Below are 15,836 nucleotides of genomic sequence, written 5' to 3'. Positions count from 1 at the left end.
ATCAGGTTGCCTTAGGCGGCGGTACTTACGATGTTGTGGTTACCGATGCGAATGGTTGTACATTAAACCAATCGATAGTAGTAAGCGAACCGGCAACGCTAACACTTGCCGAAAATACAGGAGCTCATCAACAGGTGTTGTGTTCAGCAGGTGCTACAGGAGGTTTCACTGTTACAGCCTCAGGAGGTAATGCTCCTTATTTGTACAGTATCGATAACTTCGCGACAAGTAATTCAACAGGAGTATTCAGTTCATTAGCAGCGGGTTCTTATACTGTAAAAGTAAAAGATGCCAACGACTGTCAAGGTAGTTTGTCTATTCTAATATCAGAACCAGCTACTGCTTTAACAGCTAATTTAAGCAAACAAAACGCGACGACTGCACAAAATTGTAGTAACGGTAGCGCTACAGTTACCGCCACAGGTGGCACAGCGCCATACACCTATCTATGGAGTAATGGAGGTACAACAGCAACCATCACAGGACTTCTCAACGGAACATATAGTGTAACAGTAACCGATACTAACGGCTGTACATTCACAGAGAGTGTAGTAGTGGATTGTGTGAATACTTGTGACGCAGTAGTAACAGTTGGAACCATTACCAATGTATTGTGTACCGGAACAGCTACAGGAGCTATTACAGTAAATGCAAGTTCGGCTTTACGTCCAGGAGCAGTCTTTACTTTCACTTGGAGTGATGGAACCATTACAACAGGTACCAGCAGTACGATAAGCAATAAAGTAGCAGGTACTTATACTGTAGGAGTAACTATAAACGGTACTGTATGTGATGCCGTAGAAGAAAGCATTACCATCACCGAACCGGCAAGCATGTTAAGTGCCAGCGCTACAGCTACCGATGAGAACGGTCCAACCACTAGCGATGGAACAGTAAGTGTAACAGCCAGTGGTGGAGTAGGACCTTATACTTATCTATGGAATACCGGAGCGACTACCGCTCAGGTAACTGGACTGGATATGGGAACTTATACGGTAACGGTAACCGATACTAATGGTTGTACCGCTACAGCGAGCGCAACAGTGAACAGTGGAACTTGTTTGATGTTAGCTGCAACAGCTACCAGCACTGGGGTGAACTGTTTTGGTACCAGTACCGGAACAGTAAGCGTGAGTGTAAGCGGAGGTTCAGGTAACTTTACCTACCTATGGAATACTGGAGCTACTACAGCTACAGTAAATAATTTACCAGCAGGTAACTATAGTGTAACGGTAACCGATACCACTACTTTATGTACTACAACAAGTAGCGCAGAAGTTCAAAGTCCATTAGCGTTGACGCTGCAATCTGGAGCCACACAAGTATTATGTAACGGACAAAATAATGGATCTGTTGATATCACCGTTAGTGGTGGTACAGCGCCATACACTTATGCGTGGAGTAGTACTAACGGCAGTGGTTTAATAGCTGCGAATGAAGATCAGGTTAATTTAGGCGCAGGAACTTATAATGTTACCGCTACAGACAGCAAAGGTTGTACAGTAACCGAATCAATTACAATCACCCAACCGGTACAACTTACCCTAAGTGAAAATACCGGCGCTCATCAACAAGCGTCTTGTACAGGAAGCGCCACAGGAGGCTTTACTGTTGTAGCCACAGGAGGTACTACACCTTATCTGTACAGTATCGATAATTTTGCAACCAGTAATGCAACAGGAGTATTTAGCGGATTAGAATCAGGTAGTTATACCGTTTCGGTACGAGATGCTGGAGACTGTCAAACCAGTGTTGCCATACTAATTAGTGAGCCATCGAGCGCTTTAACAGCTAATCTAACCAAACAAAACGCTACTACAGCACAAGGTTGTGCAGATGGTAAAGCTTCAGTAACCGCTACAGGTGGTACATTACCCTACAGCTATTTATGGAATACAGGAGCTACTACAGCAAGCATCACAGGATTAACAGCAGGCGCTTATAGTGTAACGGTTACCGATGGTAATGGTTGTACATTCAATGAGAGTGTGGTAGTGGATTGTGTGAACAATTGCGATGCCACAGTAACAGTTGGTACAGTAACCAATGTATTGTGTGTTGGCGCTGCTACAGGATCCATTACAGTAAATGCAACTTCAGTATTACATCCTGGAGCAGTCTTTACTTTCACTTGGAGTGATGGAACAGTGACCACTGGTAGCAGTAGTACAATAAATAATAAAGCGGCCGGTACTTATACCGTAGCCGTAACTATAAACGGCACCGTGTGTGATGCTGTAGAAGAAAGTATTACCATCACCGAGCCAGCTAGCTTGTTAAGCGCCAGTGCAACTGCAACAGATGAGTTAGGTCCAACAACCAGCGATGGAACGGTAAGTGTAACAGCCAGTGGAGGAGTAAGTCCATATACGTATCTATGGAATACCGGAGCTACAACAGCTCAGGTAACCGGACTTGATATGGGTACTTACACCGTAACGGTAACCGATGCTAATGGTTGTACTGCTACAGCCAGTGCTACGGTTAATGCCGGTACTTGTCTGATGTTAGCTGCTACCAGTGGTAGTACAGCAGTAAGTTGTTTTGGTACCAACACCGGAACAGTTCATGTAAGTGTAACAGGAGGTTCAGGTAACTTTGGTTACTTATGGAACACTGGAGCCACTACCGCTACGGTAAGTAATTTAACAGCGGGTACTTATAGTGTTACTGTAACCGATAATACAACTTTATGTACGACAACAAGCAATGTAACTGTTCAAAGTCCACTAGCCTTATCATTAGGTTATGGGGCTACAGCGGTATTGTGTAATGGACAAAATAATGGATCAATCGATATTACCGTAAGCGGTGGTACTATGCCATATGTTTATGCATGGACTACTGCAGATGGAAGCGGTTTGACACCAACTCAGGAAGATCAGGTTGCTTTAGGCGGTGGTACATATAATGTTGTTGTTACCGATGCGAATGGTTGTACAATTAATCAATCGATAGTAGTAAGCGAACCGGCAAGTTTGATCCTCACTGAAAATACAGCAGCTCATCAACAGGTGTTGTGTTCAGGCGGAGCCACAGGAAGCTTCACGGTTACAACCACAGGAGGTAATGCACCTTATCTATACAGCATAGATAATTTTGCAACAAGCAATACAACAGGAGTTTTCAGTTCATTAACAGCAGGTTCTTATACGGTAAAAGTAAAAGACGGTAATGACTGTCAAGGAGCAAATCTAACCATAGTTATCACAGAACCAGCTACTGCTTTAACGGCTAATCTAAGCAAACAAAATGCTACGACTGCTAACAGTTGCAGTAATGGTACCGCTACAGTTACCGCCACAGGAGGTACAGCACCATATACCTATCTATGGAGTAATGGAGGTACGACAGCAACAATTACAGGATTAACGAACAATACTTACAGTGTTACGGTAACCGATACTAACGGCTGTACGTTCACAGAAAGTGTAGTAGTAGATTGTGTGGATACTTGTGATGCAGTAGTACAGTTTGGAACTGTAACCAATGTATTGTGTGCAGGAACTGCTACAGGTTCGGCTACTGTGAGTGCCAGCTCGGCTTTACGTCCGGGAGCAGTCTTTACTTTCACTTGGAGTGATGGAACCATTACAACAGGTACCAGCAGTACGATAAGCAATAAAGCTGCAGGAACGTATACAGTAAGTGTGACTATAAACGGAACGGCGTGTGATGCTGTACAAGAAAGCATTACGATAACCGAACCAGTGACCATGTTGAGTGCAAATGCTACTGCTACCGACGAGAATGGCCCAACAACCAATGATGGAACAGTAAGTGTAACAGCTAATGGCGGAGTAGGTCCTTATACCTATCTATGGAATACCGGAGCGACTACCGCTCAGGTAACCGGACTCGATCAGGGTACTTATAATGTAACGGTAACCGATGCCAATGGTTGTACAGCCACAGCTAGTGCAACGGTAAATAACGGTACTTGTCTAATGTTGACCGCTACAGCGAGCAGTACAGCAGTGAGTTGTTTTGGCACCAGTACCGGAACAGTAAGCGTGAGTGTAAGCGGAGGTTCAGGCAACTTTACTTACCTATGGAATAATGGAGCTACTACAGCCACAGTAAACAATTTACCAGCAGGTAATTATAGTGTAACGGTAACCGATACCACAACTTTATGTACTACAACGAGCAGTGCAGAAGTTCAAAGCCCACTAGCGATATCATTAGGTTATGGCACTACAGCAGTATCGTGTAATGGACAAAATAATGGATCTATTGATATTACTGTAAGTGGTGGTACAACGCCATATGCTTATGCGTGGACTACTTCAGACGGAAGTGGCTTAGCACCAACTCAGGAAGATCAGGTTAATTTAAGTGCAGGTACTTATAACGTTACGGTTATAGATGCAAACGGATGTATATTCAATCAATCGATAGTTGTAAGCGAACCAGCAAGTTTGATCCTTACCGAAAATACAGGAGCGCATCAACAAGTGTCTTGTACAGGAGGAGCTGCCGGAAGTTTCACTGTCACAGCAACAGGCGGAACTACACCATATTTGTACAGTATCGATAATTTTGCAACCAGCAATACAACAGGAATCTTTAGCGGATTAACTGCGGGATCATATATTGTAAAAGTAAAAGATGCAAGTGGTTGTCAAGGTGGCAGTTTGTCTATTGTAATCCTTGAACCATCAAGTAGTCTGATAGTTAATTTAAGTAAACAAAATGCTACTACAGATCAAGGTTGTAATAATGGTACAGCTTTGGTTACAGCTACAGGTGGTACAGTTCCTTATAGTTACTTATGGAGTAACGGTGGTACAACACCAACTATTACAGGATTGGCAGCAGGAATCTATAACGTGACCGTAACAGATAAAAACGGTTGTACTTTCACAGAAAGTGTTGTAGTGGATTGTGTGAACAATTGCGATGCGATCGTTCAGCTTGGAGCTGTTACTAATGTACTGTGTGTAGGTAGTGCTACAGGTTCTGCAACTGTGAGCGCCAGTTCAGCTTCACGACCAGGCGCAGTATTTACTTTCACCTGGAGTGATGGAACAGTTACAACAGGTACAAGCAGTACATTAAGTAATAAACCGGCAGGAACCTATACCGTTGCTGTAACCATAAACGGCACTGTATGTGATGCCGTTGAAGAAAGTATTACGATCACTGAACCGGCGAGTATGTTAAGTGCAACTGCAACAGCTACTGATGAGCGCGGTCCAACTACTAATGATGGAACGGCAACAGTAACCGTATTAGGAGGCAAAGCGCCTTATACCTATCTATGGAATATAGGTGCGACTACAGCTCAGGTAACAGGATTAGATGCGGGTACGTACAATGTAACCGTAACCGATGCTAACGGTTGTACCACTACAGCAAGTGCTACAGTAAACAACGGTACCTGTCTGATGTTAGCAGCGATGACCAGCAGCACGGCAGTAAGTTGTTTCGGAAGCAGTACAGGAAGTGTGAGTGTAAGTGTAACAGGAGGTTCTGGTAGTTTCAGCTACTCATGGAATACCCCGGCAAATAACACTACAGCCACAGTAAACAATGTACCAGCCGGAACTTATCAGGTAACAGTAACCGATACGACGACTTTATGTACGACGACCAGTAGTGTAACGGTTCAAAGTCCACTAGGTTTATCATTAGGTTACGGAGCTACGGCAGTATTATGCCATGGACAACATAACGGATCAATTGATATCACCGTTGGCGGAGGGAATACACCATATACTTATGCATGGAGTACTGTTAACGGTAGTGGTTTGGTAGCAACTCAGGAAGATCAGTTCAACTTAAGTGCAGGTACCTATAATGTTAGCGTTACAGACAGTAAAGGATGTACAACAAGTGAATCTATTGTAATCAGCGAACCAACAGAAATTGTTCTGACAGAAGCCGCTACAGGACACACGAATGTGACTTGTACAACCACTTCAAATGGAAGTTTCAAAGTTACCGCAACAGGAGGTATCGGTGGTTATATTTATAGTATTGACAATTTTGCAACAAGTAATACTACAGGTATCTTTAGCGGATTGACAGCAGGTGATTACACCGTACAAGTATCGGATAATGGAGGTTGTACCAATACAGTACCTCTTAAAATAACAATATCCGAATCTTGTATAAAAGCGGTTAAAACGGCTACAGTAGTGGACAATGGAAATGGCATAACCGGATTGGGAGATACTGTAAATTATACGATCACAGTGAAAAATACGGGTAATATAAATCTAAACAGTATTACCCTGGTTGACAGTTTAACTGATGGAAATGGAGCAACATTAACATTAGCTACAGGACCAACATTCCAAAGTGCTGATCAAGGATCGACTTTAGGTAATTTATTGGTAGGAGAAACAGCAACCTATCTGGCCAGTTACGTGATCACACAAAGTGATGTAGACAGCAACGCGATAAGCAATACGGTACTGGTAAGTGGTAAAGATCCTGTAGGAACTCCGGTTACCGATATTACCGATAACGGAAATGATACCGACGGTAACACGACCGATGATCCGACAAAAATAAACTTCACAGCAATTCCGGTAATCAAAGCAGTTAAAACAGCTACAGTAGTTGATAATGGTGACGGCATAACAGGAGCCGGAGATACCATAAATTATACGATTACAGTTAAAAATATTGGTGCTGTACTGGTTCAAAGTTTGATTTTGGATGATCAACTAACAGATGGAAACGGAAATGCTTTGACACTAACAACAGGACCAACATTCCAAAGTGCGAATCAAGGATCAGCTGAAGGAACTTTAAAAGTGGGAGAAACAGCAACTTATAGAGCAAATTATCTGATTACAGTTCAAAATATAGCCAATGGAAGTATAAATAATAGTGTAATAGCAAATGGTGTTGATACTAAAAACGTAAAAGTCTCTGATAAATCCGATAACGGAAATGACACCGACGGTAATACAGTAGATGATCCAACAGTTATTGTTCTAAGGGAACTTAAACCAACTATAAGTTTATCGAAAACAGGTACATTTAATGATGAAAATAAAGATGGTTTTGCCTCAGTAGGAGAAACAATATCTTACGCTTTCGAAATTGTAAATACCGGACAAGTCGATTTGTTTGATATTGATCTTAAAGATGATCTGCCGGGTATTGTTCTAAGTGGCAGTCATATTGATGAATTGTTGGTAGGACAAAGAAGTGTTGGAGTACTTACAGCAATTTATGCAATTACTGCGACTGATATTAGACAAGGATTTGTAATGAATCAGGCGATCACTATAGGAGCTGATGGCAAAGGTAATTTGGTCTCCGATTTTTCAGATGATCCAAATGATCCGACTAATAAAGATTTAAATAATGATGGAAATCCTGATGACCCTACAATAGTTAATCTGGTAAGAGTGAAATTAATCATTCCGGATATCATAACTCCTGGTGGAGACGGCCACAATGACAAATGGATAATTCCAGGTCTTGAACTGTATCCTAATAATACGGTAGAAATTTATAACCGATGGGGTATAAAAGTATTTGGAGCAGATGGATACGGATCCAGAGGAGCATTGTTTGAAGGTTATTCAGATGGACGTGTGACAATCGACAGAAATAAAAAACTACCAACCGGTACCTATTATTATGTACTGCATTATGTAGATGAGTTTGGAGAATCGCACGATATGGCAGGACCATTATATGTTATGCCTGACTAAAAGCCTGATTTATTTAATATAAAAATCTAACTAAATGAAAATTACCAAATCATATATAGGGATAATGATGTTGTTGAGTTTATTCACAACAGTAGGCAGTAGAGCACAGCAAGACTCTCAGTATACGCAATATATGTACAATACAATGACCATAAATTCGGCGTATACCGGAACCAGAGACATGTTAAGTATATTAGCGTTGTACCGCAATCAATGGGTAGGATTAGATGGCGCACCTGAGACTTTGAATTTTTCAATTCATAGCCCTGTTGGGGATAGAGTAGGTCTTGGGTTTTCGATTGTCAGTGACAAGATCTTTATATCAGACGAAACAAATGCGAATGGAGCTTTTAGCTATCAAATTCCTGTCGCCGATGGAAAGACACTTTCGTTGGGAGTAAATGCCGGTTTTAATTTATTGAGTGTTGATTTTTCAAGGGCCAATACAGGGGCATTAGACCCGACGGATCCGAATATTCAATACAATATAGAAAATAGATTTTCGCCACAAATTGGAGTAGGAGCTTTTTATTACACCGATAAATTTTATGCCGGATTAAGTTCTCCAAATCTATTAGAGACGAAACACTACAATTCCAACATAAACAGTACAGCCAATGAACGTACCCATATGTATTTTATAACAGGTTATGTTTTTGATTTGAATTATTTCCTGAAATTAAAACCGGCATTATTGGTAAAAGCCGTTAGCGGTGCTCCATTATCAGTTGATGTTTCTGCGAATTTTTTATTCAATGAAAAACTAACATTAGGAGCAGCCTACCGCTGGGATGCGGCGGTGAGTGCCCTGGCAGGATTTCAAATCTCAGATAAATTTATGGTCGGTTATGCCTATGATTGGGAAACTACAGAACTGAGTCGTTACAATAGCGGATCTCACGAGATTTTCATTCGATTTGAACTTTTCAATCTGAGAAAAAAAATACTATCACCACGTTTCTTTTAATTTAACTTAAAGCAAATCAAATATGAAAAAATATTTATATCTTATTTCGAGCCTGTTTTTAGTGACATTTTTTGGATACGGTCAGAATCAAATCTCAGAAAAAGGGAATAAAGAATACGATCAATACTCCTTTATCAATGCGCGCGAGTATTATTTAAGAGTAGCGAACAAAGGAAATGCCTCACCCGAATTATTACAAAAACTGGGAGATTCCTATTATTACATATCAGATTATGAAAGTGCGTCAAAATGGTATGGTCTCTATTTAAAGTCAGAAAATAATGCCCCTCCTGAGTATTTGTATCGTTACGCTTTATCTTTAAAATCAATAAAAGCTTATACGGAATCAGACGTAATGATGGATAAATTCTATAAAATCAAAGGAAACGATTTTAGAGCCGCGGAGTTTAATGCTAAAAGAGATTATCTGAAAGAAATTGGTTTGCAGTCCGGAAGGTTTACGATGGAAAAGGTTGATTTCAATGATAAATACTCCGATTTTGCACCCTCTTTTTATGGAGACACCCTTGTTTTCGCCTCCAATAGAGTGTATCGTACCTTTGAAAAAAACGTTCATACTTGGAACGATCAACCTTTTTCAGATTTATATCGGGTAGATAAAGACAAAAAGGAAAAAGTACATTTTTTCTCTAAAGAAATTAATTCTAAATACCATGAATCAACCGCTGCTTTTACTAAAGACGGCAATACGATTTATTTTACAAGAAACAACTATCTGAATAAAGTTTATGCCGAAGATGACAATGGTTTAAACCGATTAAAATTATACCGTGGACATAAAAAGAATAAAAAATGGGTTATTGAAGAATTACCCTTTAACTCCAATCAATATTCGGTAGCACACCCTTCACTTAGTACTGACGATAAAACGCTTTATTTTGCATCTGATATGCCAGGCGGTTACGGACAATCTGATTTGTACAAAGTAGCGATCACAGGAGACACTTTTGGAAAGATAATAAACCTGGGAAAAGAAATTAATTCAGAAGGAAGAGATACCTTTCCGTTTATGGCTCCGGATAATAAATTATTCTTTGCCTCAGACGGTCATGAGGGACTTGGAGGGTTAGATGTTTTTGTTTCTCAAATGAACGCAGACGGAAGCTTTGATCCCATCTTTAATCTCGGAGAACCGATAAACGGTCAACTGGACGATTTTACTTTTATTATCAACAAAGCAGGAGAGGGTTACGTGGCTTCCAATCGGGAGAACTCTCAGAATGATGAGATTTATAGTTTAAAACAAATTAAACCACTTATTCTTAAATGTACCCAATATTTAAATGGAGTAGTATTAGACAGTAAAACTCAAATGATAATTGCAGGAGCCCATATGAAATTACTAACAGAAAACGGAGAAATAATAGCAGAAACCACTAGCGGATTAGACGGTAGCTACACTTTTCCAGACCTGTTAGACTGTAATAAAATTTATTTAGTGCGTTCAGAAAAAATATATTATACCCCCGTAGAATTGGTATTGACTACAGGTACGGTTCCTGAAGGGATCATAAATCAAAATATATTGATGCAAAAAGGTGATTTTGTGACCGGTACTGACTTAGGACAAGTACTAAAATTAGACCCGATTTATTTTAACTTAGACAAATGGAATATTCGAAAAGATGCAGAAATAGAACTGCAAAAAGTAATCGATGCCCTGCAGAAATTTCCTGATTTAAAAATTGATGTCCGTTCGCATACCGATAGCCGTGCACCTTATAAATACAATTTAAGTTTGTCTAACAAACGCAATAAAGCAACCATACAATATATTGTCAAAAAAGGAAACATTGACCCAAGCAGATTATCAGGCCGCGGTTATGGTGAAAGTGAACCCGTTAACGATTGCAAAGACGGAGTTAAATGCTCAGAAAAAGAACACCAGCTGAATCGAAGAAGTGAGTTTATTATTTTGCAGAAGTAGATGGCCTTATGTTTCAGGTTTCAAGTTTCACGTTTCGTATGCGAAAGCAAACCGCGACTGTGATTAAAACTTGAAACATGAAACTTGAAACATGAAACTTGAAACTCGAGACTGAGAACTACTTCTTCCTTCCTAACCAGATAATTAAACCCGAAATAGGCAGTGTCAGGGCGAAAAGGGTTACCAGAAAAGCAATTATTTTAGTTGGATACCCATAAATACTTCCTGTATGAATCGGGTATATAAGACGTCTTACCCGGTCTCCATTGCTAAAAGATTCATAAGGTCTGGTTTCGATATTTTTACTGGTGTATTTATCAAAATAGACCGCACTGGATTGATTTGGAATACTGATATCCGCATATTCTTTTAGTACCAATATACTGTTTATGGTGTCTGACGGCATTCTGATTTGAATATTTCCTTTATATGGAAAAATACTGTCGGTCTTTCTGTATAGATTTTGATAAAAGCTGGTCTGATCCAGTTTTGGGTCTATTTTTGTCGGGTTTTCTACTTTCGGAGAAGCCTTTTTTATAGCACCGTCAGCCAGAAAATACATCCCACTTTCGAACCATTTAAAAGACCATGTCAGACCCGTCAAAGAAATGATTAGTAAGACCAGAAAACTATAAAAACCAAAGGTAGAGTGAAAGTCCCAGTTGACTCTTTTAAATGACGCACTCCATTTAACCGTTAATCGTTGTTTTAGATTTTTCATTTTTTTAGGCCACCAAAGTATAAGACCTGAGATCAGCATAAAAACGAAAATCAGACAAGAAATACCCGTGATCATTTCTCCAACATCATCAAGAAGTAATTGTCGGTGCAGCGATAAAACAATGGAGTAAAACCGGTTTTTTTGTAATACCGTTCCAAGCACTTTTCCTGTATAAGGATCCATAGAGAATATTTGTGCTTCTTTATCTTTATTTTTTCCAACAATTACAATGGTCCGCATAGGATCATTATAGGTACTAATACGGCTTATTTTTTTTACTGAATAATCTTTTTCTAAAACCGCAGTACAATAATCCAAGGTTTTTTTGGTGGAACCAATAGTGCTGACGGTATAAAATTCGGGATTTAGGAACTGATCAATTTCCTTTTCAAAAACGAGTAAACTTCCTGTAAGAGCAACAATAAATACGATAAGCCCTGATCCAAGACCCAACCAAAGGTGTAACCAACCGATACTTTTTTTAATTTTTTTATTCATGTGTTTTCAATGGTGAAGATGTAATGCAGCGATGTAATCTTTCAATCACAAGTGGTAACATCTTAATTTGATTCGTACTGTTTTGCGCGCAAATTTAGTATTTATTTAGATTAGTTATAGGCAGTGTAAAGTAGAAAGACCATCTTTTAAGTTACTCTTTATGATCCTGTAAGTTAAAAATGACTTTCTTATTCTAAGACAGAAGTCTTATTTTGTACTCAGTTTCTTTCTTTTAGTAGTATAACTGCAAATAATTTAATACAGTAGTATGGAATTATTTTCTTATTTTTGTTTAGACCAATTCTAGATAAACACAACTAATGAAAAATTTTCTTATTGCTGATTCCGAAAACCTACATATAATCGGACTGAAATATACACTAAAGAAATTTGTTAAAAAGGCAAGTTTAACGTTGGTAAATTCTAAAGATCAGTTACTTAGTCATTTGGAGCGGAATAAAGTAGAGTGTCTGATTATAGATCCCAATAATATTTTTTTATTCTATGAAGATGATTTTAGACAGCTGCGTGCCAACTTTCCGGATTGTAAGATTATAATTTTATCCTACTTTAAGAATAAACAAAACGTAAATACTTTTCTACAAGAAAGAATTGATGGATTTATTTCCAAAGATTGTCAGGAACAAACCATTTTTGATGCACTTTATAAGATTGAAAACGGAGAGCGTTACCTATGTCCAAAAACATTGAATTCACTTATTGATGTACTCGTTGTACCCCCTTCAGATGTAAACGAGAAACTTACTTTTAGAGAGCATGAAATCTTACAACAGATTGCTAAAGGCAGTGATGGAAAAAGTATAGCATCGCTCTTTTTTATAAGCATACACACCTTTAGAACACATCGGAAAAATATTATGAAAAAAACAGGGAGACATACCACCCCAGAGTTGATTTTATATGCTATTGATAATAAAATGATATAATTTTCATTCAAATTTAATAACTTTTATTAGTTATTTCCTACTACAGGTATGGTAGACCAAGTACCCCTTTTGGGGAGTTTTATTTACTCTCGGTGTAGTATTGACTTTGTTTTTTATGGGCTATACTTTTGCTAAAAACTATTCTTTAGAATGAATCTAAATAAAATAAACCAATGGAAGCAAGAGAGCAAATAAGAACAATTCAGTTAAAAAATGTATTAGAAAAAAGCTACAATAAACATATTTTTTCTAATAATGAAAAATCCATTTCTCTTTATAAAAAGAGTATGAAAAAGGCAATTAAATTAATTGCTAAACATTTGGAGAGCAGAGACACGCCTTTTACGGGTACAAGTATTGCTACAATTAAAGAGAAGATTGATGCAATTGCACTTGAAGATAATTACCAAGGGAAAAGTTTAGAATATGTTTTAGACGAACTTAAAGATATTTATCTTAATGATTGTATTCATTTTCATGATCCAAAATATATTGCACACTTAAATTGCCCGATTCTGACACCTACACTGGTTGCAGAAGCATTTATATCTTCTTTAAATTCGTCAATGGACACTTGGGATCAAAGTACCGGTGGTACTTTTATCGAATTGAAACTGGTAGAATGGACCATTGAAAAATTAGGTTATCCTGAGCGAGCTGATGGAATTTTTACAAGTGGAGGGTCACAGTCAAATTTGATGGGATTACTTTTGGCGAGAGATCATTATGTAAAAAAGCATTACAATATGGATCCTAAAATGGATGGACTTCCCGCTGATGCTTCAAAGTTTAAAGTGTTGTGCTCTGAGGTAAGTCATTTTAGCTTAAAAAAGAATTTGAGTTTATTGGGATTAGGTCAGAATGCTGTGGTTCCTGTAGCGGTTGACACTGATTTTAGAATGAATATCCAGGCACTTAAAAAAGTAATTCAACAACAGAAAGACCTTGGGAATATACCAATAGCAATTGTTGGTACTGCGGGAACTACAGATTTTGGCTCAATTGATCCTTTAACTGAAATTGCTGCAATTTCTAAAGAAAACAAATTATGGTTTCACGTTGACGCTGCTTATGGCGGAGGACTATTGATTAGTGAAAAATATAAAAACAAACTGGCAGGAATCGGACTTTCAGATTCTGTTACGATAGATTACCACAAGACTTTTTATCAGCCGGTAAGTTCAAGTGGTTTTTTCATGAGAGACAAATCGTATGTGGATTACATAAAATACCATGCAGATTACCTGAACTCTAAAGAACAGGAAGACGAAGGGATTCCAAACATGGTTAAAAAATCAATACAGACGACCCGCAGATTTGATGCGTTGAAACTTTGGTTTACCTTAAGAATAATTGGAACGGAAGGATTGAGTACCTACATGGAAAAGGCGATCGACAATGCCCTTTTTACCGCAAACTTATTGAGAAACAGAGAGGATTTTGAAATAATTCACCAGCCCGAAATTAGCACCGTTGTATTTCGTTATACCCCTTGGAAAAATGAGGAAGGATCGTTCTGTGGTCTAAACAGCTACATCCGTAAAGCTATTTTCAATGAAGGAAAAGCCATTATAACAAGTACAAAAGTTTACAACGAAGTATTCTTAAAATTCACCTTATTAAACCCGCTTACAACTCCTGCCGATATTGAAGAAATTATTGGTTTAATCGTTTCTCACGGTCAGGAATATACATTGATAAATTAATACCCCTTATGGAAAATAAAATATACGACTTTATAGCTGTTGGTGTTGGACCTTTTAATCTGAGCCTGGCTTGTCTGACTGCTCCAATTGAGAATCTTGATGGTTTGTTTTTTGACAAGAATGAATCTTTTAACTGGCATCCTGGAATGCTTTTGCAGGACACAACGCTACAGATTCCTTTTTTGGCCGATCTAGTAACGCTTGCTGATCCAACAAGTCAGTTTAGTTTCTTAAATTATATAAAAGAGCAAGGAAAAATGTACTCGTTCTATATTCGAGAAAACTTTTTACTGTTAAGAAACGAATACAATCAGTACTGTCAATGGGCGATTAAAAAACTGCCGAATGTATTTTTTAATACAGAAGTTTCAATGATCGAATATGATGAAAACTTGGGGGTTTATATTGTAAAAACCGTTTGCACTAAAACGGCTGCAGTTACTTTTTATAAAACAAAAAAACTTGTTTTCGGAACAGGGACCGCACCACATATTCCTAAATCTTGCGAAGCTCTTAAGGGCAAAGCAATTCATTCATCGGCCTATATTCAAAGTAAAGAAGCGTTGCAAAAGCAAAAGTCGATTACCGTTTTAGGAAGCGGACAAAGTGCTGCCGAAGTATTTAATGATTTATTGCAGGAAATTGATGTTTACGGATATCAATTGAACTGGATTACACGTTCGTCTCGTTTCTTCCCGATGGATTACAGTAAACTTACTTTAGAAATGACTTCTCCTGAATATGTGGATTATTTCTATAGCCTGCCGGCAGAAAAAAGAGATTACCTGCTGAAAGATCAAAAGCTGCTTTACAAAGGAATCAACAAAGATTTAATTGAAACGATTTTTGATACGATTTACGCCAAAAAAGTGATTGCTGAAATTGATGTCAATTTAAGAACAAATGCGGCCTGTGTAAAAGCAGATTACAACGATGATAAAGCATCTTTTGAACTCGAATTACATCAGGTCGAACAGGATAGAAAATACCGTCATACTACAAATGCATTAGTTCTGGCAACAGGATACGGGTATAAAATGCCTCGTTTTATTGAAGGAATTACATCAAGAATCCAATGGGATGATAAAGGACGTTTTGATGCCAACAGAAATTACAGCATTGACAAAAACGGAGGAGAAATCTTTGTTCAAAATGCAGAATTGCACACACACGGGTTTGTGACGCCGGATTTAGGAATGGTTTGTTACCGCAACTCGTATATCATTAAAGAAATGACGGGTGTTGAACACTATGCCGTAGAAACCAAAATTGCTTTTCAGGAATTTGGAGTTCCTGCTTCCGAGACCATCAAATCGAATGCCTTCGAAGAAATTTTATAATTAATTCAAGTTGCTGGTCAATTATTCTTT

Annotated in this window: 7 protein-coding genes; 6 read left to right on the top strand and 1 reads right to left on the bottom strand. The window is 38.4% G+C overall.

The features are described from left to right. Positions 1 to 134 precede the first annotated feature (134 nt). The 3 genes from LNP23_RS22970 to LNP23_RS17115 are packed head-to-tail and all read left to right on the top strand — an operon-like array spanning position 135 to position 10,594. Positions 135 to 7,679: a DUF7507 domain-containing protein gene (locus LNP23_RS22970; protein WP_428979179.1), complete on the top strand. Its 7,545-nt coding sequence runs from the start codon at positions 135 to 137 to the stop codon at positions 7,677 to 7,679. Positions 7,680 to 7,713: 34 nt separating this feature from the next. After that, the gene (locus LNP23_RS17120; RefSeq protein WP_230002115.1) at positions 7,714 to 8,646 is read left to right on the top strand and encodes a PorP/SprF family type IX secretion system membrane protein; all 933 of its coding nucleotides are present in this window, start codon (positions 7,714 to 7,716) and stop codon (positions 8,644 to 8,646) included. A 22-nt stretch (positions 8,647 to 8,668) separates the two neighbouring features. Continuing rightward, positions 8,669 to 10,594: an OmpA family protein gene (locus tag LNP23_RS17115; protein WP_230002114.1), complete on the top strand. Its 1,926-nt coding sequence runs from the start codon at positions 8,669 to 8,671 to the stop codon at positions 10,592 to 10,594. A 118-nt stretch (positions 10,595 to 10,712) separates the two neighbouring features. Here the strand turns inward: LNP23_RS17115 and LNP23_RS17110 are convergent, their stop codons facing one another. Then, positions 10,713 to 11,813, bottom strand: coding sequence for a PepSY-associated TM helix domain-containing protein (locus LNP23_RS17110; RefSeq protein ID WP_230002113.1), 1,101 nt, complete (start codon positions 11,811 to 11,813; stop codon positions 10,713 to 10,715). Positions 11,814 to 12,133: 320 nt separating this feature from the next. Between LNP23_RS17110 and LNP23_RS17105 the strand changes: the two genes are divergently transcribed. From LNP23_RS17105 to LNP23_RS17095, 3 genes are all read left to right on the top strand, one after another. After that, positions 12,134 to 12,760 carry a response regulator transcription factor gene (locus LNP23_RS17105; RefSeq protein ID WP_230002112.1) on the top strand — a complete coding sequence of 209 codons (627 nt, stop codon included), beginning with the start codon at positions 12,134 to 12,136 and terminating at the stop codon, positions 12,758 to 12,760. A 287-nt stretch (positions 12,761 to 13,047) separates the two neighbouring features. Further along, positions 13,048 to 14,466 carry a pyridoxal phosphate-dependent decarboxylase family protein gene (locus tag LNP23_RS17100; RefSeq protein WP_230002111.1) on the top strand — a complete coding sequence of 473 codons (1,419 nt, stop codon included), beginning with the start codon at positions 13,048 to 13,050 and terminating at the stop codon, positions 14,464 to 14,466. An 8-nt stretch (positions 14,467 to 14,474) separates the two neighbouring features. After that, positions 14,475 to 15,806 carry a lysine N(6)-hydroxylase/L-ornithine N(5)-oxygenase family protein gene (locus tag LNP23_RS17095; RefSeq protein WP_230002110.1) on the top strand — a complete coding sequence of 444 codons (1,332 nt, stop codon included), beginning with the start codon at positions 14,475 to 14,477 and terminating at the stop codon, positions 15,804 to 15,806. Positions 15,807 to 15,836: the final 30 nt, after the last annotated feature.

Source organism: Flavobacterium cupriresistens, assembly GCF_020911925.1.
Taxonomy (GTDB): Bacteria; Bacteroidota; Bacteroidia; order Flavobacteriales; family Flavobacteriaceae; genus Flavobacterium; species Flavobacterium cupriresistens.
This window is presented reverse-complemented; position numbering and strand designations above follow the sequence as displayed.

Coding starts and splice junctions, on each gene's coding strand:
- LNP23_RS17115 (WP_230002114.1), top strand. CDS start 8,669: ATGAAAAAATATTTATATCTTATTTCGAGCCTGTTTTTAGTGACATTT.
- LNP23_RS17110 (WP_230002113.1), bottom strand. CDS start 11,813: ATGAATAAAAAAATTAAAAAAAGTATCGGTTGGTTACACCTTTGGTTG.
- LNP23_RS17105 (WP_230002112.1), top strand. CDS start 12,134: ATGAAAAATTTTCTTATTGCTGATTCCGAAAACCTACATATAATCGGA.
- LNP23_RS17100 (WP_230002111.1), top strand. CDS start 13,048: ATGAAAAAGGCAATTAAATTAATTGCTAAACATTTGGAGAGCAGAGAC.
- LNP23_RS17120 (WP_230002115.1), top strand. CDS start 7,714: ATGAAAATTACCAAATCATATATAGGGATAATGATGTTGTTGAGTTTA.
- LNP23_RS17095 (WP_230002110.1), top strand. CDS start 14,475: ATGGAAAATAAAATATACGACTTTATAGCTGTTGGTGTTGGACCTTTT.